This window comes from Mycobacterium sp. SMC-16, from assembly GCF_046250085.1.
GTDB lineage: Bacteria > Actinomycetota > Actinomycetes > Mycobacteriales > Mycobacteriaceae > Mycobacterium > Mycobacterium phocaicum.
Genome location: NZ_CP176427.1, coordinates 1920754 through 1945147, shown reverse-complemented (window position 1 = coordinate 1945147; position 24394 = coordinate 1920754). Strand labels below are relative to the sequence as shown.

Below are 24394 nucleotides of genomic sequence, written 5' to 3'. Positions count from 1 at the left end.
CCACAAAACTTTAAGACGAGGTTCATAATCTCTTACACGGCATAAAACCCGCTTCACAGTGTTTTCTTAATCCGTGCCTCAAACACCTGTGCTTGCGCTGCTTGCCCCCGGGCAGGGATCTCAGACGCCCGGCATGCTCACCCCTTGGTTGGAGCTGGCCGGTGCTGCTGACCGTCTGGCCACCTGGTCGGAGATCAGCGGCCTGGATCTGGCCCAGCTGGGCACCACGGCGACCGCCGAGGAGATCACCGACACCGCGGTGACCCAGCCCCTGGTCGTCGCGGCCACGCTGCTCGCACACGAAGAGCTGACCAAGCGCGGCCTCCTGGCCGGCGCCACCACGATCGTGGCCGGCCACTCCGTCGGCGAGATCGCCGCCTACGCCATCGCGGGCGTCATCTCCGCCGACGAGGCCATCAAGCTCGCCGCCACCCGCGGCGCCGAGATGGCCAAAGCCTGCGCACTGGAGCCCACCGGCATGGCCGCGGTGCTCGGTGGCGACGAGGCCGAGGTCCTGGCCCGTCTCGAAGCTCTGGAACTGGTCCCGGCCAACCGCAACGCGGCGGGTCAGATCGTCGCCGCCGGTGCCGTCTCGGCGCTGGAGAAGCTGGCAGAGGATCCGCCGGCCAAGGCCCGGGTCCGCGTGCTGGCCACCGCCGGCGCCTTCCACACGCACTTCATGGGCTCGGCGCAGGAGCCGTACGCGGCTGCCGCGGCGACCGTCACCCCCAGCGAGCCGACCACCACGCTGCTGTCGAACGCCGACGGCCAGCCGGTCGCCGGCGCCGCGGACGCCATGGCCAAGCTGGTCGCCCAGATGACCCGTCCGGTCCGCTGGGACCTGTGCTCGGCCACGCTGCGCGAGCGCTTCGACGGCCAGGAGGTCACCGGCATCATCGAGTTCCCGCCGGCCGGCACCCTCGCCGGTATCGCCAAGCGCGAAGTCAAGGGCGTGCCCACCTTCGCCATCAAGACCCCCGCAGACCTGGACGGACTCGCCGAGTTCTGACAGGCCCGCTTGCCGAAACAACCAACCCGGCACACCAAATCCGGTGTGCCGACACAACAAAAAGAAGGAGCCATCGTGGCTGCCAGTCAAGAAGAAATCATCGCCGGCCTCGCCGAGATCATCGAAGAGGTCACCGGCATCGAGCCGTCTGAGGTGACCCCCGAGAAGTCCTTCGTCGACGACCTGGACATCGACTCGCTGTCGATGGTCGAGATCGCCGTCCAGACCGAGGACAAGTACGGCGTGAAGATCCCGGACGAGGACCTGGCCGGCCTGCGCACCGTTGGTGACGTCGTCGCCTACATCCAGAAGCTCGAGGAAGAGAACCCCGAGGCTGCTGCCGCGCTGCGCGATAAGTTCAGCAAGTGACCAGGCCTTCCACTGCTAACGGAGGCTTCCCGAACGTAGTGGTGACCGCCGTGGAGGCAACCACGGCGCTCGCTGCTGACATCGAGAGCACGTGGAAGGGCCTCCTGGCAGGCGAGAGCGGCATCCGCACTCTCGAGGACGACTGGGTCGAGAAGTGGGACCTTCCGGTGCGTATCGGTGGCCACCTGGTCGATGACCTGGAAAGCCAGCTGACCCGCGTCGAGCTGCGCCGCAACTCCTATGTGCAGCGCATGTCGCTCGTACTGGCGCGACGGTTGTGGAAGAACGCGGGTGCGCCCGAGGTCGATCCGGACCGTTTCGCCGTCGTGATCGGCACCGGTCTGGGTGGCGGCGAGAAGATCGTCGAAACCTACGACGCCATGAACGAGGGCGGCATCCGCAAGGTCAGCCCGCTCGCCGTTCAGATGATCATGCCCAACGGTGCGGCCGCGGTCGCCGGCTTGGAGCTCGGCGCCCGCGCCGGGGTCATCACGCCGGTGTCGGCGTGTTCGTCGGGTTCTGAGGCCATCGCCCACGGCTGGCGTCAGATCGTCATGGGCGACGCGGACTTCGCCGTCGTCGGCGGTGTCGAAGGTGCCATCGAGGCGCTGCCCATCGCGGCGTTCTCGATGATGCGTGCCATGTCGACCCGCAACGACGATCCGGCGGCTGCGTCGCGGCCGTTCGACAAGGATCGTGACGGCTTCGTGTTCGGCGAGGCCGGCGCGTTGATGATCATCGAGACCGAAGAGCACGCCCTGGCCCGTGGCGCCAAGCCGCTGGCCCGGCTCATGGGCGCCGGCATCACCTCGGACGCGTTCCACATGGTGGCTCCGGCCGACGGCGGCGTGCGCGCCGGTGCCGCGATGAAGCGTGCACTGGAGACCGCAGGCCTGGACGCCAAGGACATTGACCACGTCAATGCCCACGGCACGGCCACCCCGATCGGTGATACCGCCGAGGCCAATGCCATCCGCGTTGCCGGATGTCAGGGCGCCGCGGTGTACGCGCCGAAGTCGGCGCTCGGCCACTCCATCGGTGCGGTCGGTGCGCTGGAGTCTGTGTTGACGGTGCTCGCGTTGCGCGACGGGGTCATTCCCCCGACGCTCAACTACGAGACGCCGGATCCCGCCATCGATCTCGATGTTGTTGCGGGCGAGCCTCGTTATGGCGACTACAAGTACGCCATCAACAACTCGTTCGGGTTCGGTGGACACAATGTCGCCCTGGCCTTTGGGCGTTATTAAGTCGAAGGGACATTGAGCAGGAATGGCAGGGGTAACCGCACAGAGGTTGTCAACGGGGAATGGTCTCCCCAATGTGGTCGTCACTGGCGTAGCCATGTCGACCGCCCTGGCGACCGACGCTGAAACCACATGGCAGAAGCTCCTTGACGGACAGAGCGGGATTCGTCTTCTCGAAGATGACTTCATCGAGAAGTACGACCTCCCCGTCCGTATCGGTGGGCATCTGCACGAGGATTTCGAAAGTGAACTGACGCGGGTCGAACTGCGTCGGCTGTCATACCTGCAGAAAATGTCGACGGTCATCGGCCGGCGAGTCTGGGAAAACGCAGGCTCGCCGGACGTTGACCCCCGGCGACTGATGGTGTCCATCGGCACCGGCCTCGGCTCTGCCGAGGAACTGGTCTTCGCCTACGACGGCATGCGCGAGCGCGGCCTGCGAGCGGTTTCGCCGCTGGTCGTGCAGATGCACATGCCCAACGGGGCGGCGGCCGCTGTCGGACTGGAGCGCAAGGCCAAGGCCGGGGTGTCCACCCTGATCTCGGCCTGCGCGTCCGGTTCGGAAGCCATCGCCAACGCCTGGCGCCAGCTGGTGCTGGGCGAGGCCGACGTCGCCATCGCCGGTGGCGTCGAAACCAAGATCGAGGCAGTGCCGATCGCCGGGTTCGCCCAGATGCGCATCGTGCTGTCCAACACCAACGACAACCCGGCCGGTGCCTGCCGCCCGTTCGACCGCGACCGCAACGGCTTCGTGTTCGGCGAGGGTGGCGCCATGCTGGTGCTCGAGACCGAGGAACACGCCAAGGCCCGCGGCGCCAACATCCTGGCCCGCCTCATGGGCGCCAGCGTCACCTCCGACGGCTACCACATCGTGGCCCCCGACCCCAATGGCGAGCAGGCCGGCTACGCCATGACCCGTGCCATCGAACTGGCCGGGCTCGTACCGTCCGACATCGACCACGTCAACGCGCATGCCACCGGCACCAGTGTCGGCGACGTCGCCGAGGGCGTGGCCATCAACAACGCCATGAAGGGCCACCGGCCCGCGGTGTACGCCCCCAAGTCCGCCCTCGGCCACTCTGTCGGTGCAGTTGGTGCGGTGGAGTCCATCCTCACCGCGCTCGCGCTGCGCGACGGCGTAATTCCGCCCACACTGAACCTGGAAAACCTGGATCCGGAGATCGATCTGGATGTGGTCTCCAAGGCACCGCGGCAGGGCGACTACAAGTACGCGATCAACAACTCGTTCGGGTTCGGCGGACACAACGTCGCACTCGTATTCGGCCGGTACTGAGCAACCCCGGAAAACACAGCGCAGACCCCGGTGTGCGAGATCAAGGAGATTAGAAAATGACGACCCTGGCACCTGAGGCGACGGCCGCCGAATCACTTGATCCTCGCGACCCGCTGCTGCGCCTGCAGACCTTCTTCGACCCGGGCAGCGTCAAGCCGCTGCACGAGCGCGACAAGTCGGGCGTCCTGGCCGCCTCCGGCACCGTCAACGGCGTGCACACCATCGCGTTCGCCACCGACGGCACCGTCATGGGTGGTGCCATGGGCGTCGACGGCTGCGCGCACATCGTCCGCGCCTACGACACCGCCATCGATGAGCAGGCGCCCATCGTGGGCATCTGGCACTCCGGTGGTGCCCGCCTCGCCGAGGGTGTGCGCGCGCTGCACGCGGTCGGCCAGGTCTTCGAGGCCATGATCCGGGCCTCGGGCTACATCCCGCAGATCTCGCTGGTCGTCGGCTTCGCCGCCGGTGGTGCCGCGTACGGCCCCGCCCTGACCGACGTCATCGTCATGGCCCCCGAGGGCCGCGTCTTCGTCACCGGCCCGGACGTCGTCCGCAGCGTCACCGGCGAGGACGTCGACATGGTCTCGCTCGGTGGCCCCGACACCCACCACAAGAAGTCCGGTGTGTGCCACATCGTCGCCGACGACGAACTCGACTGCTACGAGCGCGGCCGTCGCCTGGTCGGCCTGTTCAGCCAGCAGGGCCACTTCGACCGCACCAAGGCCGAGGCCGGCGACACCGACATCAAGGCCCTCATGCCCGAGTCGGCACGTCGTGCCTACGACGTGCACCCGATCGTGGAGGCCCTGCTCGACGAGGGCGTGCCGTTCGAAGAGTTCCAGTCCAAGTGGGCGCCGTCCATCGTGGTCGGCCTGGGCCGCCTCGCCGGTCGCTCCGTCGGCGTCATCGCCAACAACCCGCTGCGTCTGGGCGGCTGCCTGAACTCCGAAAGCGCCGAGAAGGCAGCACGTTTCGTGCGCCTGTGCGACGCCTTCGGCATCCCGCTGATCGTTCTGGTCGACGTCCCCGGCTACCTGCCCGGTGTGGACCAGGAGTGGGGCGGCGTCGTGCGCCGTGGCGCCAAGCTGCTGCACGCGTTCGGTGAGGCCGTGGTCCCCCGCGTCACGCTGGTGACCCGCAAGATCTACGGCGGCGCATACATCGCGATGAACTCGCGGTCGCTCGGTGCGACGAAGGTGTTCGCGTGGCCGGACGCCGAGGTCGCCGTCATGGGCGCCAAGGCCGCCGTCGGCATCCTGCACAAGCGCAAGCTGGCCGCCGTCGAGGACGCCGCCGAGCGTGAGGCCCTGCACGAGGAACTCGCGTTGGAGCACGAGCGCATCGCCGGTGGCGTCGACTCCGCCATCGAGATCGGCGTGGTGGACGAGAAGATCGACCCGGCCCACACCCGGTCGAAGATCACCCAGGCCCTCGCCGAGGCCCCGGCCCGCCGCGGTCGCCACAAGAACATCGCGCTGTAATCACGCGAACAACCACAAAACTGCCCCTCGCCTTCGGACGAGGGGCAGTTTTGTCTTATCCCGATGAATTTCGGCGACCGCGGAGGTCAACACGCTCATGACGCAACTGGTGAAAGTGCAGAACTTCAACGTCTCGGCGGACGGCTTCGGCGCCGGTGTCGGGCAGAGCTTCGAGCGGCCCTTCGGTCACGCCGACCCGGGCACCATGTTCGCCTGGGCCGGCGCCACCGCCAGCTGGCCCAACCGCACGGATCCGGGCGGCACCCGCGGCCTCGATGACCACCTCGTGCGCGACTTCCACCACAACATCGGCGCAGAGATCATGGGCGCGGGCAAGTTCAGCCCCTACCGCGGGCCGGCCCGGCTCGACTGGCAGGGCTGGTGGGGCGACGAGCCGCCGTTCCACACCCCGGTTTTCGTGATGACGCACCACGTGCGGCCGTCGTTCACGTTGTCGGACACCACCTTCCACTTCGTCGACGCGGCACCGGCCGAGGTCCTGGCGCAGGCGCGGGAGGCCGCGCAGGGCAAGGACATCCGCATCGGCGGCGGTGCCACTACGGTCCGCGAGTTCCTCGACGCCGACCTCATCGACACCCTGCACATCGTGGTGTCCCCCACCGTGACGCTCGGCGAGGGCTCACGACTCTGGGAATCCCCCGACGAGCTGCTCGACCGCTACCACTGCGACGTGGTACCCAGCTCCAGCGGCGTCATTCACCACTTGTTCTGGCGCCGCTGAGCTTTCGCGTCTAGCGGGTGGTGTAGCCGCCGTTGGCGAAGATGGTCTGGCCGGTGATCCAGTGGCCTTCGCCGGCGAGGAACACGACCAGCGGCGCGATGTCCTCGATCAGGGTCAACCGGCCGCCCATCGCCTGCGACTTGTGGAACTCCACGCGCTCCGGGGTCTCCTGGCCGTAGAAGAACGGCGTGTCCATGGGTCCGGGGCCGACGTTGTTGACGTTGATGCCGCGGGCCGCGAACTCTTTCGCGGCGGCCCGGGTGAAGTGCTCGACGGGGCTCTTCGCGCCGGCGTAGGTGCTGTAACCGTCGGTGAAGGCCGCCAGCAGCGCCGTCACGATGGTGATCACCGAGCCGCCGTCGTTGAGCCGGCGGCCGGCCTGCTGCAGGAAGAAGTACGCGGCCTTGGCGTTGATGTCGAACATCGAATCGTATTCGGCCTCAGTCGTTTCCACGATCGGCTTGCGCAGCACCTTGCCGACGGTGTTGATCGCGACGTCGACACCGCCGAATGCCTCGACCGCCGCGTCGAACAACTTCTCCACGTTGCCGGGCACCGTCAGGTCGACCTGGACCTTGATGGCCTTGGCGCCGGCGGCCTCGACGGCGGCGACGGTCTGGTCGGCGTCGGCCTCGGTCGCGGCGCTGTTGTAGTGCACCGCGACGTTGACGCCGCGCGCGCCGAGGGTGGTGCTGATCAGACCGCCCAGGTTCTTGGCTCCGGCGGCGACGACTGCTGACTTACCTTCGAGATTGCTCATGTCGCCCACGCTAGCCACGGCCAGCCACAAATAGAAACGAAACTTTTCTACCTATCCACAAGCAGCAGTTGTAGATAGGGTGACGGCATGACCAGGCCGTATCCCGATCTGCGTCGGCTGCAGCACTTCCTCGCGGTCGCCGACGCCGGTGGCTTCACCCGCGCCGCGGACCAGCTGCACCTGAGCCAGCAGGCCCTCAGCAGCTCGATCCGCCAACTCGAAAAAGAGCTGGGCGCAACGCTTTTCGACCGCGACGGCCGCCGGGTCATCTTGACGCCGGCGGGCCGGCAACTGCACAGCGATGCCCGGACCCTGCTCGCCGCCGCCCACACCGTCACCGATCACGTGCAGCGCGCGGCCAGCGCCGCGCGGGAGAACTACGTCGTCGGGCACACCCCCGCCCTCGAGAGCATCGAGGCGTACGCGCTGCTGGAGCCGGTGATCGACGCCTTCGCCGACGTGTCCTTCACGTTCCGCCAGATGTTTCCGGACCAGCTGTCTCCCGCGCTCCTCGACGGGTCGATCCAGCTCGCACTGCGCCGCGGCGTGGTGCCGGACCGCGACCTCGCCACCGCGGTGCTGGGCTATCACCAGGTGTGCGTGGCGGTGCTGAGTTCGCACCCCCTGGCGCAGCGCGACGCCGTCGACCTCACCGATCTGACCGACGAACGGATCGCGCTCTGGGCACCGCCTGGCGCGTCGTACTACAGCGACCTCCTGCTCGGCGCCTGTCGCCGAGCCGGATTCGAGCCGGACTACGTCGTCAGCCGCGTGCAGGGCGCGGCCACGATTGCCGCGCCGTTGACGACGGGAGCGGTGGCGTTCGTGACGCATCCGGTGGGTCCGGTGATGAGCGGCCGGGTGACGGTCGTCGACCTCCGGCCGCCACTACTCGTCCCGGTGCAGGCCATGTGGCAGCGGCATACGCGGTCGCCGATCCGGGACCTGCTGCTCGCCCAGCAGGGGTAGTCAGGCGCGCGCCACCAGAGCCTCGTCGGCGAGGTCGTCGAGCTCCTTGCCCTTGGTCTCGGGCCCGAACAGGTAACCGATCACGGTCAGCAGCCAGATGCCGGAGAGCGCCAGATAGGGCGTCTGCACGCCGTAATGGCCGATGGCCCAGCCCACGACGGTCGGCGCCGCTATCGACACGATGCGGCCGCCGCCGACGGCCACACCAAATCCGGTGCCGCGCAGCACTGTTGGGAACAACTCGGAAATGTAGGCGTCCCCGACGCCCCACAGCCAGCCCAGCGTGGCGATGGAGATGGCGCCGTAAACCTGGTATTCGGCCAGCGAATCCGAGGTGGCCGCCAAAATCGCGGAACCGGCCTCGATGACGGCGCCGAGGATGGCCGAGGGGCGGCGCCCGAATCTGTCGGCCAACGCGGTGCCGATGAAGACGAAGACAACCTGCAGCAGGAAGAACACCAGGGCGTAACGGATCGCGTCGGTGGTGGACGCATGGAATCGCTTGACGATGTACGTGGTGAGAAACAGGGTCGAACCCCAGTAGCCGACCGCGTTGGCCGTGTAGATCAGCCAGCCCACGACCAGCCGCCGCCGTACGCCGGGCAGCTGCCACAGTTTGGCGCGCGGGATACCGTCTCGCTTGCGCGTCTCGTTGACCTCGGTGTAGCGCGGCGATTCCGTGATGCCCTGGCGGACAAGGAACAAGATGATGGCCGGCACGATGGCCACGATGAACGACGACTGCCAGCCGTACCGCGGCACCAGCACGAGCGCGACGGCGGCCGCGAGGACATAACCGAGCGAGAAGAGCGAGAAGATCACCCCGCCCACGCCGATCGCCCGGGTCTTGGTGGGCCATACCTCGGCGGTGTAGGGCGCGCCCACCGCCAGCTCGCCGGCGCCGCCCACTCCGGTGAGGAACCGCAGGCCGGTGAATGCGGCCAGGTTGGTGGTGATGCCCGCCAGTGCCGTGGTGATGCCGTACAGCAGGATCGACGCACCCAGAGTGGTTTTGCGTCCCCACCGGTCGGCAGCGATGCCGAAGCCAATGGTCCCGATGGTGTAGCCGACCAGGAAGATCGACCCGATGTACCCGGCCTGGGCCTCGGTGATCTGCAGGGTCTTCTTGATCTCGGGCAGGACCAGGCCGTAGATGTTGACGGCATACGAGTCGAAGCCGTACCCCAGCCCGGCCGTCACCGCCACGAACAGCGCCGGTTTGAACGGCTGTGATTTAGCCGATGGCGAATCGGTCTGTGCCTCTTCTAGATTCGCGGACATCTCGCGACGCTATCGGGTAACAGACCGCGTCCGAATATTCAGAATCCGCAGGATCGCAAGTGCTTTCAGATCTGCCCGTGATTCGGCGGTGCCACGCCGGACAGTTCCCACGCGCCGATGTGGTGGTATTTCCAGTCGACGGGGTCGTGCACGCTGTGGGTCCGCGCGTTGCGCCAGTGCCGGTCGAGGTCGTGACGGCGGTCCGTGCCGCTCGCGCCGGTCAGCGCAAAGAGCTGACTGGCAACGTCGACGGCCACATCACTGGCGAAGGCCTTGGCCTGCGCCACCGCTATCGAGCCGTGCGCGGCCGCGTCGGGATCGGCGACATCGAGGCCGATCTCCTCGAGTTCGCCTGCGGCCCAACGTAAGAGCTGGGTCGACGCCCGGGTGCGGGTGGCGAGTTGGCCGAATCGCAGCAGGATGTGCGGATCGTCGCTTGCCGTCGTCGCCGCTCCGTAACGCACCGCCTCGAAGAACGGCCGGCTGCGGGTGCGGACGAACTCGGCGGCATCGGCCAGGGCGCCTTCCGCGATACCGGCTTCGATGGCGGTGTGGACCAGCTGGGCGCGGGCACCGAGCAGTTGCGGCTTCTCGAATGCCGACCAGTACGGCACCACCAGGTCGCCGTCGATGGCGACACCGTCCAACGTGGTGGTGCCACTCACGGTCGAGCGCTGCCCCATGGCGGCCCAGTCCTCGTCGATGGTCACCCCGGGTGCGTCACGTTCGACGAACGCCAGCACGAGACGGTCGGCGGGATCGAGCGCGCTGACCGCCAGCCACCGCGACGTGATGGCACCGGTGCAGTAGTACTTGGTGCCGTCGAGCCGCCACCGCGCGCCATCCTTGATGAGGCGGGTCTTGAGGTCTTGGGCATGGTGACCGCCGCGCTCGGCGAGCACCGGGGCGATGCGCGCGCCGTCGACGACAGCGGGCAGGATTCGGGCCCGCTGCAGTGGTGTGCCGAGCAGGCGCAGGATGTCCACCGCCAGGTAGTGACCCTGCGGCGTCTGCGCGAGCGCCGGGTCGGCGGCCGCGACGATCCGGATGACCTCGGCGAGCGTTCGCGGCCCGAGCCCGTCGCCGCCGTCGTCGATCGGCACCGTGACGGCCGGCAGGCCCAGGTTGTCGAACTCGGCCACTTCCGCGCGGGGTACCGCGCCGGCCCGATCACGTTCTGCCGCACCGGGCTTCACCGACGCCGCGAATTCCTCCGCGACTGCGACGACTTGGGCGTGGGTCCTGGGAGCCCGGCTGCGGACCATGGTCAGGCGTGCCGATCAGCGAGCAGGCCACGCTCGGCCAGGATCGGGATGACGCCCTCACCGAAGGCGAAGGCCTCTTCCAGATGCGGGTACCCGGACAGGATGAACTCGTCGAGGCCCAGCTCGTGGTACTCGGCGATGCGGTCGGCGACCTGCTCATGACTGCCGACCAGGGCAGTGCCGGCGCCGCCGCGGACCAGACCGATGCCGGCCCACAAGTTGGGCGACACCTCCAGGTTGTCGGTCCGGCCGCCGTGCAGGGCGGACATCCGCCGCTGCCCCTCGGACTGCGAGCTGCGCTGCACCTGCTGGGCGCGCTTGATGCTCTCGGGATCGAGACCCGCCAGCAGTTTGTCGGCCTGTGCCCACGCCTCTTCTTCGGTGGGACGGCTGATGACGTGCAGGCGGATGCCGAACCGCAGGTCCCCGGCCGCCCGCCGCGCTCGGCCCAGGTTCTTGACCTGGTGCCGCACGGCATCGAGCTTCTCGGCGACCTGAGCCGGTGGCTCACCCCAGGTCAGGTACACGTCGGCATGTTCGGCGGCCACTTCCAGCGCTTCGGCCGACGAGCCGCCCAGGTAGATGTCCGGCCACGTGTCGGCGGGGATGATCGTCGCGTTCTCCACCGACAGGTGCTTGCCGGTGAAGGTGACGGGCTCGCCGGACCATAGCTGCCGGAAGATCGTGAGGAACTCGGCGGCCCGCTCGTAGCGCTCGGATTTGCCGAGATAGTCGCCGAAGCGGCGCTGCTCGACGTCATCGCCACCAGTGACGACGTTGAGCAGCAAGCGATTCCGCGAGATTCGCTGATAGGTGGCGGCGGCCTGGGCAACCAGGGTCGGGGCCTGCAGCCCCGGCCGGAACGCCACCAGGTACTTGAAGTGTTCGGTCAGCTGGGTCAGCGCTGCCGTGAACACCCAGGCGTCCTCGCACCAGCTGCTGGTGGGGGTCAGCGCCCCGGTGAACCCGAGTTTCTCCGCGGCCCCGGCGACCAGACTGAGGTAGTCGAGGTCGGGCGCCCGATCGGCGCCGAAGGCGTCTGCCCGGCTGCCCGCGCCCCCGACGGCGTTGCCGAGGCTCAGGTCGGTGCGCGAGTCACCATTGGTCGGCAGGAACCAGTGCAACGTGATTGCCATCAGCGAAATGTAGAGGCAAGCACTGCCACCGGATACCGGCGTCGGACCGGTTCCGGCGGTCGCAACGGGCGTGACCACCGGACGTGGCTGTGATTCCGTCAGAATCATGCTGATTCCAACGCGCGCAGTCCGGCGTCTAGATGAAATCCTGCGCGACGGCCGCAACGCGCTCGCGGTCGGCGCCGACCAACCCGATCCGGGTCCGGCGGTCCAGGATGTCGTCGGCGGCGAGGGCGCCTTCGTGCGTGACGGCGTACTCGAATTCAGCACGGGTGACGTCGATTCCATCGGCCACCGGCTCGGCGGGACGGTCACACGTCGCCACGGCGAACACGTTCGGCGCCTCGGCGCCGTAGCGCGCCACCAACGACTCCGGCAGCGCCGCAACATGATCCACCGACACCGGGTTCTCCGGAGCCCCGACCAGCGGCAGATTGCGGGTCCGGCACTCCCCCGCGCCGAGCCCACGCAACGACACGGCCCGGTTGACCACGTCCTCGGCCATGTACCGGTATTCGGTGAGCTTGCCACCGATGACGCTGAGCACCCCGTTGCCGGACTCGACGACAGCGTGATCGCGGGAGACGTCGGCGGTGTTGCCCTCGCCGGTGTCGATCAACGGCCGCAGCCCGGCGTAGGCACCCAGGACGTCGTCCGGCCCCAGGCTCGTCGCCAGTGCGGTGTTGACGGTGTCCAGCAGGAACGTGATCTCGGCCTGAGTCGGTTGCGGCACATCGGGAATGGGACCGGGTGCGTCCTCGTCGGTGAGGCCGAGATAGACGCGGCCGAGCTGTTCGGGCATGGCGAAGATGAACCGGTTGAGCTCGCCGGGGATCGGAACCGTCAGGGCCGCAGTCGGATTGCCGAACGCCGCGGCATCGAACACCAGGTGGGTGCCGCGGCTGGGCCGCAGCTTGATCGCGCCGTCGATGTCACCGGCCCACACCCCGGCAGCGTTGATCACCGCGCGCGCGGTCAGATCGAAGGACTCGCCGGTGAGTTGGTCGGTGAGCCGCACCGACGTGCCGGTCGCATCGGAGGCCGCCGTCCGGGTGAGGATGCGGGCACCGTGCTGCGCGGCGGTGCGCGCCACGGCAGTGACGAGGCGGGCGTCGTCGATCAATTGGCCGTCATAGGCGAGCAGCGCACCGTCGAGCCCGTCGCGACGGACCGCGGGTACCAGTTCGGCCGCGCGGGCCGCATCGACACGGCCCGAGCGTGGCAGGATCGCGGCCGACGTGCCGGCCAGCCGACGCAAACCGTCGCCCGCGATGAATCCGGTACGCACCAAAGCCCTTGAGGCCCGGTTCATCTCGGGCAGCAGCGGCACGAGTTGCGGCATGGCGTGTACGAGGTGCGGGGCGTTGCGGCTCATGAGGATGCCGCGTTCGATGGCGCTGCGCCGGGCGATGCCCACGTTTCCGGTCGCCAGGTAGCGCAGGCCGCCGTGCACGAGTTTGGAACTCCATCGGCTGGTGCCGAACGCCAGGTCGTGTTTCTCGATGAGCACCGTCGACAGTCCGCGGGACGCGGCGTCCAGCGCGATGCCCGCACCGGTGATGCCGCCCCCGATGACGACGACGTCGACGCGCCCGCCGTCGGCGAGGGCCGTCAGCTCCGCGGTGCGGCGGGCGGCGTTGAGGGCGCTGGCACTGGTCATGGCTTCAGGTATCCGTTCAGGGAGTGAGCAAGTTCGATGTCCAGCGCGGCGACGTCGAGGACAGGAGCGACCATCTGCGCCGACTGGATGGCCGACTGGACGATCAGCAGGCACATGGCGGCGAGTTGCCTGGGATCGCCGGGGCGGACGCTGCCGTCGGCCTGCGCCGTGGCGAGCGCACCGGCCAGCACTTCCAGGAGGATCTGCTGACTGGTACCCATGCGCTGAGAGATGTAGACCATCGCCAGGGCGGGTGCGCTGCTCAGGACGGACATGATGACTTCGTCGTCGCGCAGCCGCTCCGCCATGCCGACCATGCGTTTGACGATCGCCTCACGGTCGGTGCCGTCGACGGCAACCTCGTTGAGGGAGTTGGTGATTCGTGCCGTCAGCAGCGCCGCGAGGATCGCCTGCGTGTCCGGCCAGCGCCGGTACACCGTCGGCCGGCTGACGCCGGCGCGACGTGCGATCTCGGCCAGCGTCACGCGATCCACCCCGAAGGCGATCACGCAGTCGGCCGCAGCGTCGATGATTCGGGCATCCAAGGAATCCCGGGCTTCATCGTTACTGATTGACATCATGTGTAATACTGTAACGCATGACCGCAACACGTGACCACCTCGAACCGCCGATGAAGTGGAACGCCTGGGGTGACCCCGCTGCAGCCAAACCTTTGTCCGACGGCATCCGCGGCCTGCTGACCGCGGCCCTGGGCATCGACGCGGCGCCGGCCCCCGAACTCGAGGCCGACCAGGTCACGTTGCGCCCGTCTACCCTGGCGGACGCCGACCGCGCCGCGCTCGCGGCGATCGTGGGTGACGAGTTCTGCCGGACCGACGATCACGACCGCCTGTTGCGCGCCGGCGGTAAGTCGACGCTGGACCTGTTGCGCCGCAAGGACACCGGCGAGCAGGACGCGCCGGACGCCATCCTGCTGCCCGGTTCCGAAGACGAGATCGCGCAGATCCTGCAGTACTGCACCGAACACCGCATCGCGGTCGTCCCGTTCGGTGGTGGCACCAGTGTGGTCGGCGGGCTCGACCCGATCCGTACCGGCTTCACCGCCGTCGTGTCGCTCGACCTGCGTCGCCTGGACCGGCTGGTCGCCCTCGACAAGGAGTCCGGCGAGGCCGAGCTCGAGGCCGGTGTCACCGGCCCGCAGGCCGAGGAACTTCTTGGCGCCGAGGGCTTTTCGCTCGGTCACTTCCCGCAGAGCTTCGAATTCGCGACCATCGGCGGTTTCGCCGCGACGCGGTCGTCAGGCCAGAACTCGGCCGGCTACAACCGGTTCGACGACATGGTGCGCGGGCTGACCGTCGTCACCCCGGCGGGCGTCCTCGACCTGGGCCGCGCCCCGGCGTCGGCGGCCGGGCCCGACCTGCGGCAGCTGATCGTCGGCTCGGAAGGCACGTTCGGCGTCATCACCCGGGTCCGGGTCCGCGTCCATCCGGTCCCCGAGACCACCCGCTACGAAGCCTGGTCGTTCCCCGACTTCGCCACCGGCGCAGCGGCGTTGCGCGCTGTTGTGCAGACGGGCACCGGCCCGACCGTCATCCGGCTCTCCGATGAGGTCGAGACCGGCATCAACCTGGCCACCACCGAGAGCATCGGCGAGCAGACCATCACCGGCGGCTGTCTGGCCATCACGCTGTTCGAAGGCACTGCCGCCCATACCGAGAGCCGGCACGACGAAACTCGTGCACTGCTGGCCGCCCAGGGTGGCACGTCGCTCGGCGAGGCCCCGGCCCGCGCCTGGCAGCACGGCCGGTTCGGCGCACCGTACCTGCGTGACTCGCTGCTGGCGGCCGGCGCGCTGTGCGAGACCCTCGAGACCGCGACGACGTGGTCGAACGTGCCTGCGCTGAAGGCCGCCGTCACCGAGGCACTGACGACTTCGCTGCAGGAAAGCGGCACTCCGGCACTGGTGATGTGCCACATCTCGCACGTCTACCCCACCGGCGCCTCGCTGTACTTCACGGTCGTCGCCGGCCAGCGCGGCAACCCCATCGAGCAGTGGCGCGCGGCGAAAACCGCTGCGTCCGAAGCGATGGTGCGCTGCGGTGCCACCATCACCCACCACCACGCGGTCGGCGCCGACCACAAGCCGTGGATGACGGCCGAGGTCGGCGACCTGGGCGTCGAGGTGCTGCGCGCCGTCAAGAACGTGCTCGATCCCGGCGGAATCCTCAACCCTGGCAAGCTGATCCCGTGAGCACGCCCCAACGGGTCACCCTGCTGACCAATCCCGCCTCGGGTCAGGGGCGGGGCTCGGCGGCAGCGCAGCGCGCTGTCGTACGGCTGCAACGCCGCGGTGTCGACGTGGTCGAGCTGATCGGTTCCGATGCCGCCCATGCCCGCCGGCTGCTCGACGAGGCACTCGATCACGGCACCGATGCGGTGGTGGTCGCAGGCGGCGACGGCATCATCTCCCTTGCGCTGCAGGCACTTGCGCAGGCCGACGTGCCGCTGGGGATCATCCCCGCCGGCACCGGCAATGACCACGCCCGCGAGTTCGGGATTCCGCGGGACGACCCGGAAGCCGCCGCGGACATCATCGCGACGGGCCGTACCCGCACCATCGACCTGGGCCGGATCGAGGGCGCCGACGGCACCGTGCGCTGGTTCGGCACGGTGATGTCGGCGGGATTCGACTCACTGGTCACCGATCGCGCCAACCGGATGACGTGGCCGCGGGGCCGGATGCGCTACAACGCGGCGATGCTGGTCGAGCTGTCGCAGTTGCGGCTGCACACGGCGCGGGTGAGTTTCGACGGTGGTCCCGAGCAGGAAATCCCTGTGACACTGGCGACTTTCGGCAACGGCAAGAGCTATGGCGGCGGCATGCTGATCTGCCCGGGTGCCGACCTCAATGACGGGCTGCTGGACGTCACCATGGCGGCCTCGGAGTCGCGGCTCAAGTTGGTCCGGCTGTTCCCCACGGTCTTCAAGGGCACGCATGTGCATCTCGACGAGGTGACCACGCGGCGCGCCCGCACCGTCACCATCGACGTGCCGGGCATAAACGCCTATGCCGACGGCGAATTCGTCTGCCCGCTGCCGGTGACGGTGTCCGCGGTGCCGAATGCGTTGCGGGTGCTGGTTCCGTAGCCCGGCGCTGACGTTCAGTCCTGCATAGCCGCAAGGAGCGCAAGCAGATTCATCAACCGGGTGATGGCGCCAGTGACCGGCCGGGCCGGCAGTGTCGGATCGATGGCGCGCTGAATACCCAGGCCGATGCCGGCACTGAGAAACAGGTTGCCGATGTCTTCCAAGCTGTCGATCACGCCGGCGGCGACCAACTGTTCTTCGGCGAGCCCCAAATCGTCTGACAGCGAACGCAATACCTCGACGACCATCTGCGCCGCTTCGTTGCGCAGATCGGTGATCATCTGGCCCAGCTCGGGATCATTGCGCGACAGCACCACGAATTCGAGTTCGAGCATCGTCCAGCCCACGTCGCCTGCGGTCCGTTCCAACCAGGCGTTCACCGCCTCGACGCGGCTCGGCACATCGGCATCCGACATCGCCAGCTCGGACATCTCGGAGAACTTGTCGCGGTGAATGGCCTCCAGCACTTCCCGGCACAGGACCGGCTTGCTGCCGAAGTTCGAATACACCGCGCCCTTGCTGTAGCCGGCGTCGTCGGCGATGTCCTCGAGGCTCGTGGACGCGTAGCCGTGCTTGAGAAACCGGGCCTTCGCCGCGTCGAGCAGCTCGGCACGCGTCTGTTCCTGACGCTGCGCTCTGGTCAATCGCGGCATGCGTCGATAGTAGTCGTTTGCGATACCACGAGTACTAGCTTTACCCGAAGAATTCGGATACCGTGGGTATTCGAACGAAGCCAAAGGGCTTCTACCAGCAGATACGAGGCTATCGATGCAGCTAGCACGACGCACCATGCCCCTCGACGGGGCCACCGTCATCGTCACCGGAGGCGCCCGGGGCATCGGCGCCAAGACCGCCGAACTGTTCTCGCAGCACGGCGCCAGCGTGTGGATCGGCGACGTCGACGCCGACATCGCCGAGCAGACGGCCCGCACGATCCCCCGCTGTCGCAGTGCGCGCCTCGACGTCACCCGGCGCGACTCCTGGGACCAGTTCGTCGGGCAGGTGCTGAAGGAGTCCGGCCGCATCGACGTCCTCATCAACAACGCGGGCGTGATGCCGCTGGGCGCGTTCGAATCCGAAGCCGAGGCCACGACCGACCTGATCCTCGACGTCAACGTCCGGGGCGTCCTCAACGGCATGCGGGCGGTGATCCCGTTCATGATCACCCGCGGTACCGGCCACGTCGTGAACATCGCATCGATGGCGGGCATGATCCCCGTCCCCGGCATGGTCACCTACAACGCCAGCAAGTTCGCCGCGGTCGGCGCGTCCCTGGCAGCGCGGACCGAGTACGCCGGAACGGGCGTCACCGTGTGCGCGGTGCTGCCGTCGGCGGTCCGCACCGAACTCTCCTCCGGTGTCCAGCTCGGTGGCGGCATGCCGACCGTCGATCCCGAAGATGTCGCGCAGGCGGTGCTGAAGACGTTGCGCACCAAGGCTGCCCGTACGTCGGTACCCGAATGGGTGGCACCCGGCTGGGCCCTGGTCGACGCACTGGTCCCGGAGTTCATCCAGCGTGCGGCACGCTCGCTCATCGACGACCGCCGCGCACTCACTGCGCTGGATCCGGTCGGCCGGTCCGCCTACCTGGACCGGATCGAGCGGCAGGCGAAAGACCATGACGCCGAGTCGAACTCGGACGCACGACGATGAAGCGGGCCCTGGTCATCGGCTGCGGCGGCACCATCGGGGGTGCGTGGATCGTCGCGGCCCTGCACGCCCTGCAGGAGCAGACGGGTTGGGACCCGCGGGAAGCCTCGGTGTTGCAGGGCACCTCGGCGGGCGCCGAGATCGTCACGATGCTCGGCGGCGGCGCGTCCGTCGACGACCTGGTGGCGATGCACCGCGGCACCAGTACCGACGAACGCCTGAGTGCACACATCGAGGCGACGCCGCCGAGCCTGCCACCCCTGCCGGCGCCGCGGCTGCTGAACCCGGCGCTCCTGCGCAGTCAGAACGGCCTGGCCGCGGTCACCGGTATCGCCCCGACGGGCCGCGCCGACGCAACCTGGCTGCAGCGCTTGGCATCCGGATTCGCGAACACGTCGGGTTGGCTCGATCATCCGGGAGCCCGCATGGTGGCATTCGACTACCAGCGCGGCGAGCGGGTGGCTTTCGGCGCACCCGGTGCGCCGAAAGCCACGGCGGGCGAGGCACTCCGGGCATCGTGGGGTGTGCCCGGCTGGATGCCCCCGGTCAGCATCGGCGACCGCAAGTTCGTCGACGGCGGCGCCGCGTCCACCGCATCGGTCGACCTCATCAGCCATGAAGATGCCGACCTGATCTACGTCATCACCCCGATGGCCTCCGAAAGTGGCGTTCGTGCAACCGGATTGGGCGGCATCCTCGAAGACCGGTTGCTCCGCCGTCCGATGTCCAAGGTGCTGGATGCCGAGGTCGCCACCGCGCGGGCCCGCGGCATCGAGGTCGTCGTGATCCAACCGGACGCCGCCGACCTGGCCGGCCTGGGCGCCAACTTCATGCTGCGCAGCAAGCGGCGCGCGGCCTTCGAATCCGCCATGACCACCGCACCGAAGACGGTGCGCCGAGCTTGGGAGTCCTGATGAACAAACGTGATCCGCGCATCGTCATCATCGGCGCCGGCGTCGCCGGGATCGCCTCCGCATACACCTTCCAGCAGGCCGGGTTCACCAACTTCACCATCCTGGAGAAGGGTTCGGACGTCGGCGGCGTCTGGCACTGGAACCGCTACCCCGGACTGACGTGTGATGTGCCGTCGCACATCTACCAGTTCGCCTTCGCCCCCAAGCCCGACTGGAGCCACATCTGGGCGGGCGGCCAGGAGATACAGGAGTATCACCGCGACGTCGTCGAGCGGTTCGGCCTCGACAACCACCTGCGGCTGAACACCGAAGTCACGGCGCTGCACTACGACCAGGACGCGCACACCTGGACCGTCACGACCGAGAACGACACGCTGACAGCCGATTTCGTCATCTGCGCCACCGGCGTCCTGCACCACCCCTTCACGCCGGACATCCCCGGCATGGACGCCTTCGAGGGCGCCGTCGTCCATACCGCCCGGTGGGATCCCGAACTGGAGACCGCGGGCAAGCGCATCGCCGTGATCGGCACCGGATCGACCGGCGTGCAGGTGGTTTCGGCGCTGCAGCCAAAGGCGGGCAAGCTGCTGCACTTCGCCAGGTCCCCGCAGTGGATGCTGTGGGCACCGATGAAACTGCCGCAGCTGGGTGCCGTCACCGCGCTGCTGCGTGCCTTCCCGAACCTGCACCAGGCCATTTCCGAACGCATTCCGCGGTGGGGCTCAAGCGTTCTCGTCGACATCGTGACCAAGCCGACGTGGCGGCGCAAGCTGGTGCAGCAGTATGCCCGGCTGAGCCTGCGGGCCCAGGTCCGCGACCCGAAGTTGCGTGCCGAGCTGACCCCCGACTACCAGCCGTTGTGCAAGCGGCAGGTGCTCTCGGGTACGTACTACCAGGCGATCAAAGCCCCCAACGCCCAGCTGGTCACCGACCGCATCGCCGAGTTCACGCCCACCGGCATCCGCACCACAGAGGGCGAGCACCACCGGATCGATATCGCCGTGCTGGCCACCGGTTTCCAGGCGCACAACTACATGCGCCCGATGCAGGTGGTGGGTCGCGACGACGTCACGCTGGACGACGCATGGGTCAAGGACCCGCGCGCCTACCGGATGACCGCGATTCCGGGCTTCCCGAATCTGTTCACGGTGCTCGGCCCGAACTCGCCAACGGGGTCCATCTCGCTGCAGTACACCGCCGAACTCACGGCGCGTTACATCGTGAAGTGGCTCGAGCGGTTCGAGCGCGGCGAGATCAACGAGGTCGAGGTGACCGACGAGGCCACCGACGAGTTCAACGCCGCGGCAGTGGAAGCCATGGAGCCGACAGTGTGGAACACCGGCTGCAACTCGTGGTACTTCAGCGAAGGCGGCACCATCGACCTGTGGCCGTTCGACGTCGCAACCATCACCAGCATGCTGAGCGAACCGGAGCCGGAGCACTACCGCGTGAGTTGATCGGATAACCGGTCAGCGTGGTCGTCCGCGGCGCCCCCGCTGGTGACGCATTCGATCCGACGCCGTCAACTTTCCTTGACATCAAGGAAAGTTGACGGCTCTCGGCCGAACATGTCGAGGGAGAGCGCGGCGCGAACGCCGGGCTCGAACTAGCCGACGCCCCGGTTCAGCCAGCTGACTTCGCCGGCCTCGGCGCCGCCGCCGCGGTAGGGCTCCAGAGCCTCGTCCCAGGCGGTGCCGAGCACGGTGTCGAGTTCGGCGGCGAGCACGTCGGCGCCGCCCTCCATCAGCGTGCGTAGGCGCTGCTCGCCGACCATGGTGTCACCGTTGGCGCTCATCGAACCGCTCCACAGACCCAGGGTCGGGGTGTGGCACCAGCGGTGTCCGTCGACGCCGGCACTCGGGTCCTCGGTCACCTCGAAGCGCAGTACCGACCACGAGCGCAGTGCGCTGGCGAGCTGGGCTCCGGTGCCGACAGGCCCCATCCAGTTGGTGATGGCACGCAACTGACCGGGCATGGCAGGTTGGGGCGTCCACTTGAGGTTCGCCCGCGCCGACAGAGTCGACGAAAGTGCCCACTCCACATGCGGGCATACCGCCGCGGGAGAGGCATGGATATACACCACGCCCGTCGTCGCGTCGGCGAGTTGGTTCGACGCACGCATCATCTGCTCCTTCAGCTCCACGAGGGACGTCTTCCCCAACGACCTGGTGTTGCTGAAATGTTGCAGTTGTTTAGTGCGTGTCTATTGTGCCGCGTGAGACCCCTGTTGCGCTAGTCTGTCGCGCAATCTCTCAGGACGGCCACAGAATCGGCATCGAGCGTCGGCTCGTGTTCGACGTCTCCCGCGATTCTCGAACACCACCCAACACTCACGCGGAGCGTCGGCTCGCCATCTATCTTCTAACGGTGACTGCCCTGGACCGGTTCTTCGAGATCTCCGCACGCGGCTCGACCGTCGCCGCTGAACTGCGCGGCGGCGCGGTGACCTTCATCGCGATGGCGTACATCATCGTGCTGAACCCCATCATCCTGTCGAGCACGGCAGACATCGCCGGGCACAAGCTCCCCTTCGGCCAGGTCTCCGCGGTGACATCCCTGGCGGCCGGCGCCATGACGATCCTGTTCGGCGTCGTCGCCCGTCTCCCCTTCGCGTTTGCGGCGGGGCTCGGCATCAACTCGTTCCTCGCCAGCTCCGTGGTGGGCGTCCTGACCTGGCCGGAAGCCATGGGCCTGGTGGTCATAGAAGGTTTCATCATCGTCGCGATGGCCGTCACCGGCCTGCGCCGCATGATCTTCGACGCCGTGCCCATGCCGCTGAAACTGGCCATCACCGCCGGCATCGGCCTGTTCATCATGTTCATCGGGTTGGTCAACGCCGGGTTCGTCGCGTCGACGGGCCATCCGTCGCCGCCGCTGGGTCTGGGCGCCGGTGGCACCGGCTCGGTCCGCGCGATCCCCACCTTGGTCTTCGTGTTCACCCTGCTGACCTCGGGTGTCCTGGTGGCCCGCAAGGTGCGCGGCGGCATCCTCATCGGTCTCATCTCGGGGACCGCGCTGGCGGCCATCATCGAGGCGATCTGGCACCTCGGCTCGGCGACAGAGAAGCCGGGCGGCTGGAGCCTGTCCGTCCCGACGCTGTCCGGTTCGCCGTTCGCGGTGCCCAACCTGTCCCTGATCGGGCACGTGGACTTCGGCAGCTTCGGCCGGATCGGCGCGATCGCCGCACTCATGCTGGTGTTCACGCTGCTGTTCACCAACTTCTTCGACGCCATGGGCACCATGACGGGCCTGTCCCGGCAGGCCGGCCTGGCCGACGAACACGGCAACTTCCCGCGCCTGCAGTCCGCGCTGGTGATCGAGGGCACCGGCGCCGTGGTCGGCGGCGCCGTGTCGGCATCGTCCAACACGGTGTTCGTCGAATCGGGCACCGGCATCGGCGAAGGCGCCCGAACCGGTCTCGCCAGCCTGGTGACCGGTGGATTGTTCCTGGCCGCAATGTTCTTGACGCCGCTGACGGAGATCGTGCCCACCGAGGTCGCGGCCGCCGCGCTGGTGATCGTCGGCACCCTGATGGTCTCGGTGCTCCGCGAGATCGACTTCTCCGACTTCTCGGTGGCCCTGCCGGTGGTGCTGACCGTGGCCGTGATGCCGCTGTCCTACTCGATCGCCAACGGCATCGGCGTCGGCTTCATCGCCTGGGCCGTCCTGCGCGCGGCGTCGGGCCGCATCAAGGAGATCAGCCCGCTGCTGTGGGTCGTCGCCGCCGGGTTCCTGCTGTTCTTCGCCCGCGGCTGGATCGACAGCATGATCGGGGTCGTCCGCTAGGAGGCTGCTGAATATTCCGCGTGGCTTCGCGGCGTGATCGGCTGTTTCTGGGATCCTTGGTGGGTGCAGGGTGAGGCTGATCGTCAACGGGATCTGCTGGATGTGGAATCGGTAGCGGGGCACCTACTTCCGCAAGGGTCGGTGTTCGCCTTTCTGGCTGAGCATCGGGTCCGGTTATTCCCGGCCCAGATGTTCGCTGATCTGTTTCCCACGGGCCGCGGCCGCCCGTCGATCCCGCCGGAGGTGGCTGCGTCGGTGATCGTGCTGCAAACCCTGCACGGATTATCCGATCGTGAGGCCGCCGAGGCGGTCACGTTCGATCTGCGGTGGAAAGCGGCGTGTGGATATGCGATCGACGCGCCGGGATTTCACCCCACGACGCTGACGTACTGGCGGCGTCGACTGGCGGCCAGCGATGCCCCGCAACGGATCTTCGACGCGGTCCGCGACGTGATCACCGCGACCGGGGCGTTGGAGGGCAAACAGCGGCGGGCACTGGATTCGACGATCCTTGACGACGCAGTCGCCCGCCAAGACACGGTGACCCAGTTGATCGCCGCGATCCGGCGGGTCGGCCGAGACGTTCCCGATGCCAAAGCCCTTGTCGCGCTTCATTGCACACGCCTTGCCGCGTTGACCGGGCAGGACTACACAACCACCGGCAAGCCGCCGATCGCCTGGGACGACCACGGTGCACGTGAGGAGTTGGTCACCGCGCTGGTCAACGACGCTCTGGCACTACTGGCGGTCCTGGATGTCGAGGCCATCGAGAAGCAGGGCGGCAAACCCGCCGAAGCGGTCGCGCTGCTGGCCCTGGTCGCCGGTCAAGACGTCGAGCCGGCCGAGGATTCCGACGGCACCGACGGACGGTGGCAGATCGCGCAGCGCACCGCGCCGGACCGGATCATCTCGACCGTGGATCCCGATTCCCGGCATGCGCACAAGACCCGGCACCGCCGCCAGGACGGGTTCAAAGCCCACGTGGTGGTCGAGCCGGACACCGGTCTGACCACGACCGTGCGGCTGACCAAACCCAGCGGGAGCGAGAACTCCGACGCGAACGTAGGGGCCGAACTCGTGGTGGCCGATCCCACGGTCGCCGCGGGCCAGGCCATCGAGGTATTGGGTGATTCCGCGTACGCCACCGGCGACATGCTGCACACACTCGAGGGCAGGCAGTGGACGCCGCTGCTCAAACCATGGCCGGTCAAACCCGCCGTCGCCGGTGGGTTCACCATCGAAGACTTCACACACGATCCGGTCGCTGGGACGCTGACCTGCCCGGCCGGGGTGAGCAAGCGAATCACCAAGAGCCGCAAGGCCGTTTTCGGGATCGCGTGCAGCGATTGTGCGCTGCGAGCGCGGTGCACCACCGCCAAGAACGGTCGCACCATCGAGCTGCACCAACATGATCTGCTCCAGCGCGCACACCGCCAACGAGCGACCACCGCCGAATTCCAGGCCACCTACCGACGGCATCGTCCCATGGTTGAACGCACCATCGCCTGGCTCACCCGCCGCAACCGGCGAGTGCCCTACCGCGGCATCGCCAAAAACAATGCGTGGCTACATCACCGCGCCGCAGGATTGAACCTACGACGACTGCTCGCAATGGGCCTGACCATCGACAACGGCGCCTGGGCACTGCCCTGAACAGCACGAACAGTCCTCACCCACCACCAGCAAGACCGGTCAACGCATCAAACCCAAAGCGCCGCCGATC

At 67.9% G+C, this 24394-nt stretch carries 22 protein-coding genes; 14 read left to right on the top strand and 8 right to left on the bottom strand.

Features of this window, described 5'->3' with window-relative positions; translation table 11 throughout:
- Window positions 1-88: 88 nt before the first annotated feature.
- The 6 genes from ACJEIK_RS09370 (at window position 89) to ACJEIK_RS09345 (ending at window position 6142) form a co-directional block, all read left to right on the top strand.
- On the top strand, window positions 89-1009 hold the full coding sequence (locus ACJEIK_RS09370; protein ID WP_293013852.1) for an ACP S-malonyltransferase: 921 nt from the start codon (window positions 89-91) through the stop codon (window positions 1007-1009).
- 75 nt (window positions 1010-1084) lie between these two features.
- Window positions 1085-1378 (top strand): meromycolate extension acyl carrier protein AcpM, encoded by a 294-nt coding sequence (gene acpM / locus ACJEIK_RS09365; protein ID WP_061006272.1) that lies wholly within the window; start codon window positions 1085-1087, stop codon window positions 1376-1378.
- Window positions 1375-2625, top strand: a complete 1251-nt coding sequence (gene kasA / locus ACJEIK_RS09360) for a 3-oxoacyl-ACP synthase KasA (RefSeq protein ID WP_029105865.1) — start codon at window positions 1375-1377, stop codon at window positions 2623-2625. The genes acpM and kasA overlap by 4 nt, the downstream gene beginning before the upstream one ends.
- Before the next feature lie 22 nt (window positions 2626-2647).
- Window positions 2648-3916 (top strand): 3-oxoacyl-ACP synthase KasB, encoded by a 1269-nt coding sequence (gene kasB / locus ACJEIK_RS09355; protein WP_409431409.1) that lies wholly within the window; start codon window positions 2648-2650, stop codon window positions 3914-3916.
- Between the two features lie 56 nt (window positions 3917-3972).
- Entirely contained in the window at window positions 3973-5400 is a 1428-nt protein-coding gene (locus ACJEIK_RS09350; RefSeq protein WP_267325113.1) for an acyl-CoA carboxylase subunit beta, read from the top strand.
- A gap of 97 nt (window positions 5401-5497) precedes the next feature.
- Window positions 5498-6142, top strand: coding sequence for a dihydrofolate reductase family protein (locus tag ACJEIK_RS09345; RefSeq protein WP_061010566.1), 645 nt, complete (start codon window positions 5498-5500; stop codon window positions 6140-6142).
- A 10-nt stretch (window positions 6143-6152) separates the two neighbouring features.
- Here the strand turns inward: ACJEIK_RS09345 and ACJEIK_RS09340 are convergent, their stop codons facing one another.
- On the bottom strand, window positions 6153-6902 hold the full coding sequence (locus ACJEIK_RS09340) for an SDR family oxidoreductase (protein ID WP_409431408.1): 750 nt from the start codon (window positions 6900-6902) through the stop codon (window positions 6153-6155).
- 87 nt (window positions 6903-6989) lie between these two features.
- On the opposite strand from ACJEIK_RS09340, the gene ACJEIK_RS09335 reads away from it, so the two are divergent.
- On the top strand, window positions 6990-7871 hold the full coding sequence (locus tag ACJEIK_RS09335) for a LysR family transcriptional regulator (RefSeq protein ID WP_061006268.1): 882 nt from the start codon (window positions 6990-6992) through the stop codon (window positions 7869-7871).
- Here ACJEIK_RS09335 and ACJEIK_RS09330 read toward each other — a convergent pair whose 3' ends face one another.
- From ACJEIK_RS09330 to ACJEIK_RS09310, 5 genes are all read right to left on the bottom strand, one after another.
- A complete protein-coding gene (locus ACJEIK_RS09330) occupies window positions 7872-9152 on the bottom strand; it encodes an MFS transporter (protein ID WP_409431407.1) in 1281 nt (426 codons plus the stop codon).
- A 65-nt stretch (window positions 9153-9217) separates the two neighbouring features.
- Window positions 9218-10417, bottom strand: coding sequence for an acyl-CoA dehydrogenase family protein (locus ACJEIK_RS09325; protein ID WP_409431406.1), 1200 nt, complete (start codon window positions 10415-10417; stop codon window positions 9218-9220).
- Between the two features lie 2 nt (window positions 10418-10419).
- On the bottom strand, window positions 10420-11553 hold the full coding sequence (locus tag ACJEIK_RS09320; RefSeq protein WP_409431405.1) for an LLM class flavin-dependent oxidoreductase: 1134 nt from the start codon (window positions 11551-11553) through the stop codon (window positions 10420-10422).
- A gap of 136 nt (window positions 11554-11689) precedes the next feature.
- A complete protein-coding gene (locus ACJEIK_RS09315; RefSeq protein WP_409431404.1) occupies window positions 11690-13213 on the bottom strand; it encodes a glycerol-3-phosphate dehydrogenase/oxidase in 1524 nt (507 codons plus the stop codon).
- A complete protein-coding gene (locus tag ACJEIK_RS09310) occupies window positions 13210-13794 on the bottom strand; it encodes a TetR/AcrR family transcriptional regulator (protein WP_064861031.1) in 585 nt (194 codons plus the stop codon). Before ACJEIK_RS09310 ends, ACJEIK_RS09315 begins: the two co-directional genes overlap by 4 nt.
- A 50-nt stretch (window positions 13795-13844) precedes the next feature.
- Here ACJEIK_RS09310 and ACJEIK_RS09305 point away from each other — a divergent pair, with 50 nt between their 5' ends.
- A complete protein-coding gene (locus tag ACJEIK_RS09305; RefSeq protein ID WP_409431676.1) occupies window positions 13845-15425 on the top strand; it encodes an FAD-binding oxidoreductase in 1581 nt (526 codons plus the stop codon).
- Entirely contained in the window at window positions 15422-16321 is a 900-nt protein-coding gene (locus ACJEIK_RS09300; protein WP_409431403.1) for a diacylglycerol kinase, read from the top strand. The genes ACJEIK_RS09305 and ACJEIK_RS09300 overlap by 4 nt, the downstream gene beginning before the upstream one ends.
- A 14-nt stretch (window positions 16322-16335) precedes the next feature.
- Here ACJEIK_RS09300 and ACJEIK_RS09295 read toward each other — a convergent pair whose 3' ends face one another.
- Window positions 16336-16974 (bottom strand): TetR/AcrR family transcriptional regulator, encoded by a 639-nt coding sequence (locus tag ACJEIK_RS09295; protein ID WP_409431402.1) that lies wholly within the window; start codon window positions 16972-16974, stop codon window positions 16336-16338.
- Between the two features lie 115 nt (window positions 16975-17089).
- Here ACJEIK_RS09295 and ACJEIK_RS09290 point away from each other — a divergent pair, with 115 nt between their 5' ends.
- Genes ACJEIK_RS09290 through ACJEIK_RS09280 form a run of 3 tightly spaced genes read left to right on the top strand, consistent with a single transcriptional unit; the run spans window position 17090 to window position 20342 of the window.
- The gene (locus tag ACJEIK_RS09290) at window positions 17090-17974 is read left to right on the top strand and encodes an SDR family oxidoreductase (protein ID WP_409431401.1); all 885 of its coding nucleotides are present in this window, start codon (window positions 17090-17092) and stop codon (window positions 17972-17974) included.
- Window positions 17971-18885, top strand: a complete 915-nt coding sequence (locus ACJEIK_RS09285) for a patatin-like phospholipase family protein (RefSeq protein WP_409431400.1) — start codon at window positions 17971-17973, stop codon at window positions 18883-18885. The genes ACJEIK_RS09290 and ACJEIK_RS09285 overlap by 4 nt, the downstream gene beginning before the upstream one ends.
- Window positions 18885-20342: a flavin-containing monooxygenase gene (locus ACJEIK_RS09280; protein ID WP_409431399.1), complete on the top strand. Its 1458-nt coding sequence runs from the start codon at window positions 18885-18887 to the stop codon at window positions 20340-20342. Before ACJEIK_RS09285 ends, ACJEIK_RS09280 begins: the two co-directional genes overlap by 1 nt.
- Before the next feature lie 149 nt (window positions 20343-20491).
- Here ACJEIK_RS09280 and ACJEIK_RS09275 read toward each other — a convergent pair whose 3' ends face one another.
- Window positions 20492-21007: a DUF3145 domain-containing protein gene (locus ACJEIK_RS09275; RefSeq protein WP_409431398.1), complete on the bottom strand. Its 516-nt coding sequence runs from the start codon at window positions 21005-21007 to the stop codon at window positions 20492-20494.
- A 245-nt stretch (window positions 21008-21252) separates the two neighbouring features.
- Here ACJEIK_RS09275 and ACJEIK_RS09270 point away from each other — a divergent pair, with 245 nt between their 5' ends.
- Window positions 21253-22671 (top strand): NCS2 family permease, encoded by a 1419-nt coding sequence (locus ACJEIK_RS09270; RefSeq protein WP_409431397.1) that lies wholly within the window; start codon window positions 21253-21255, stop codon window positions 22669-22671.
- 63 nt (window positions 22672-22734) lie between these two features.
- Window positions 22735-24324, top strand: coding sequence for an IS1182 family transposase (locus tag ACJEIK_RS09265; protein ID WP_409431396.1), 1590 nt, complete (start codon window positions 22735-22737; stop codon window positions 24322-24324).
- Window positions 24325-24394 lie beyond the last annotated feature (70 nt).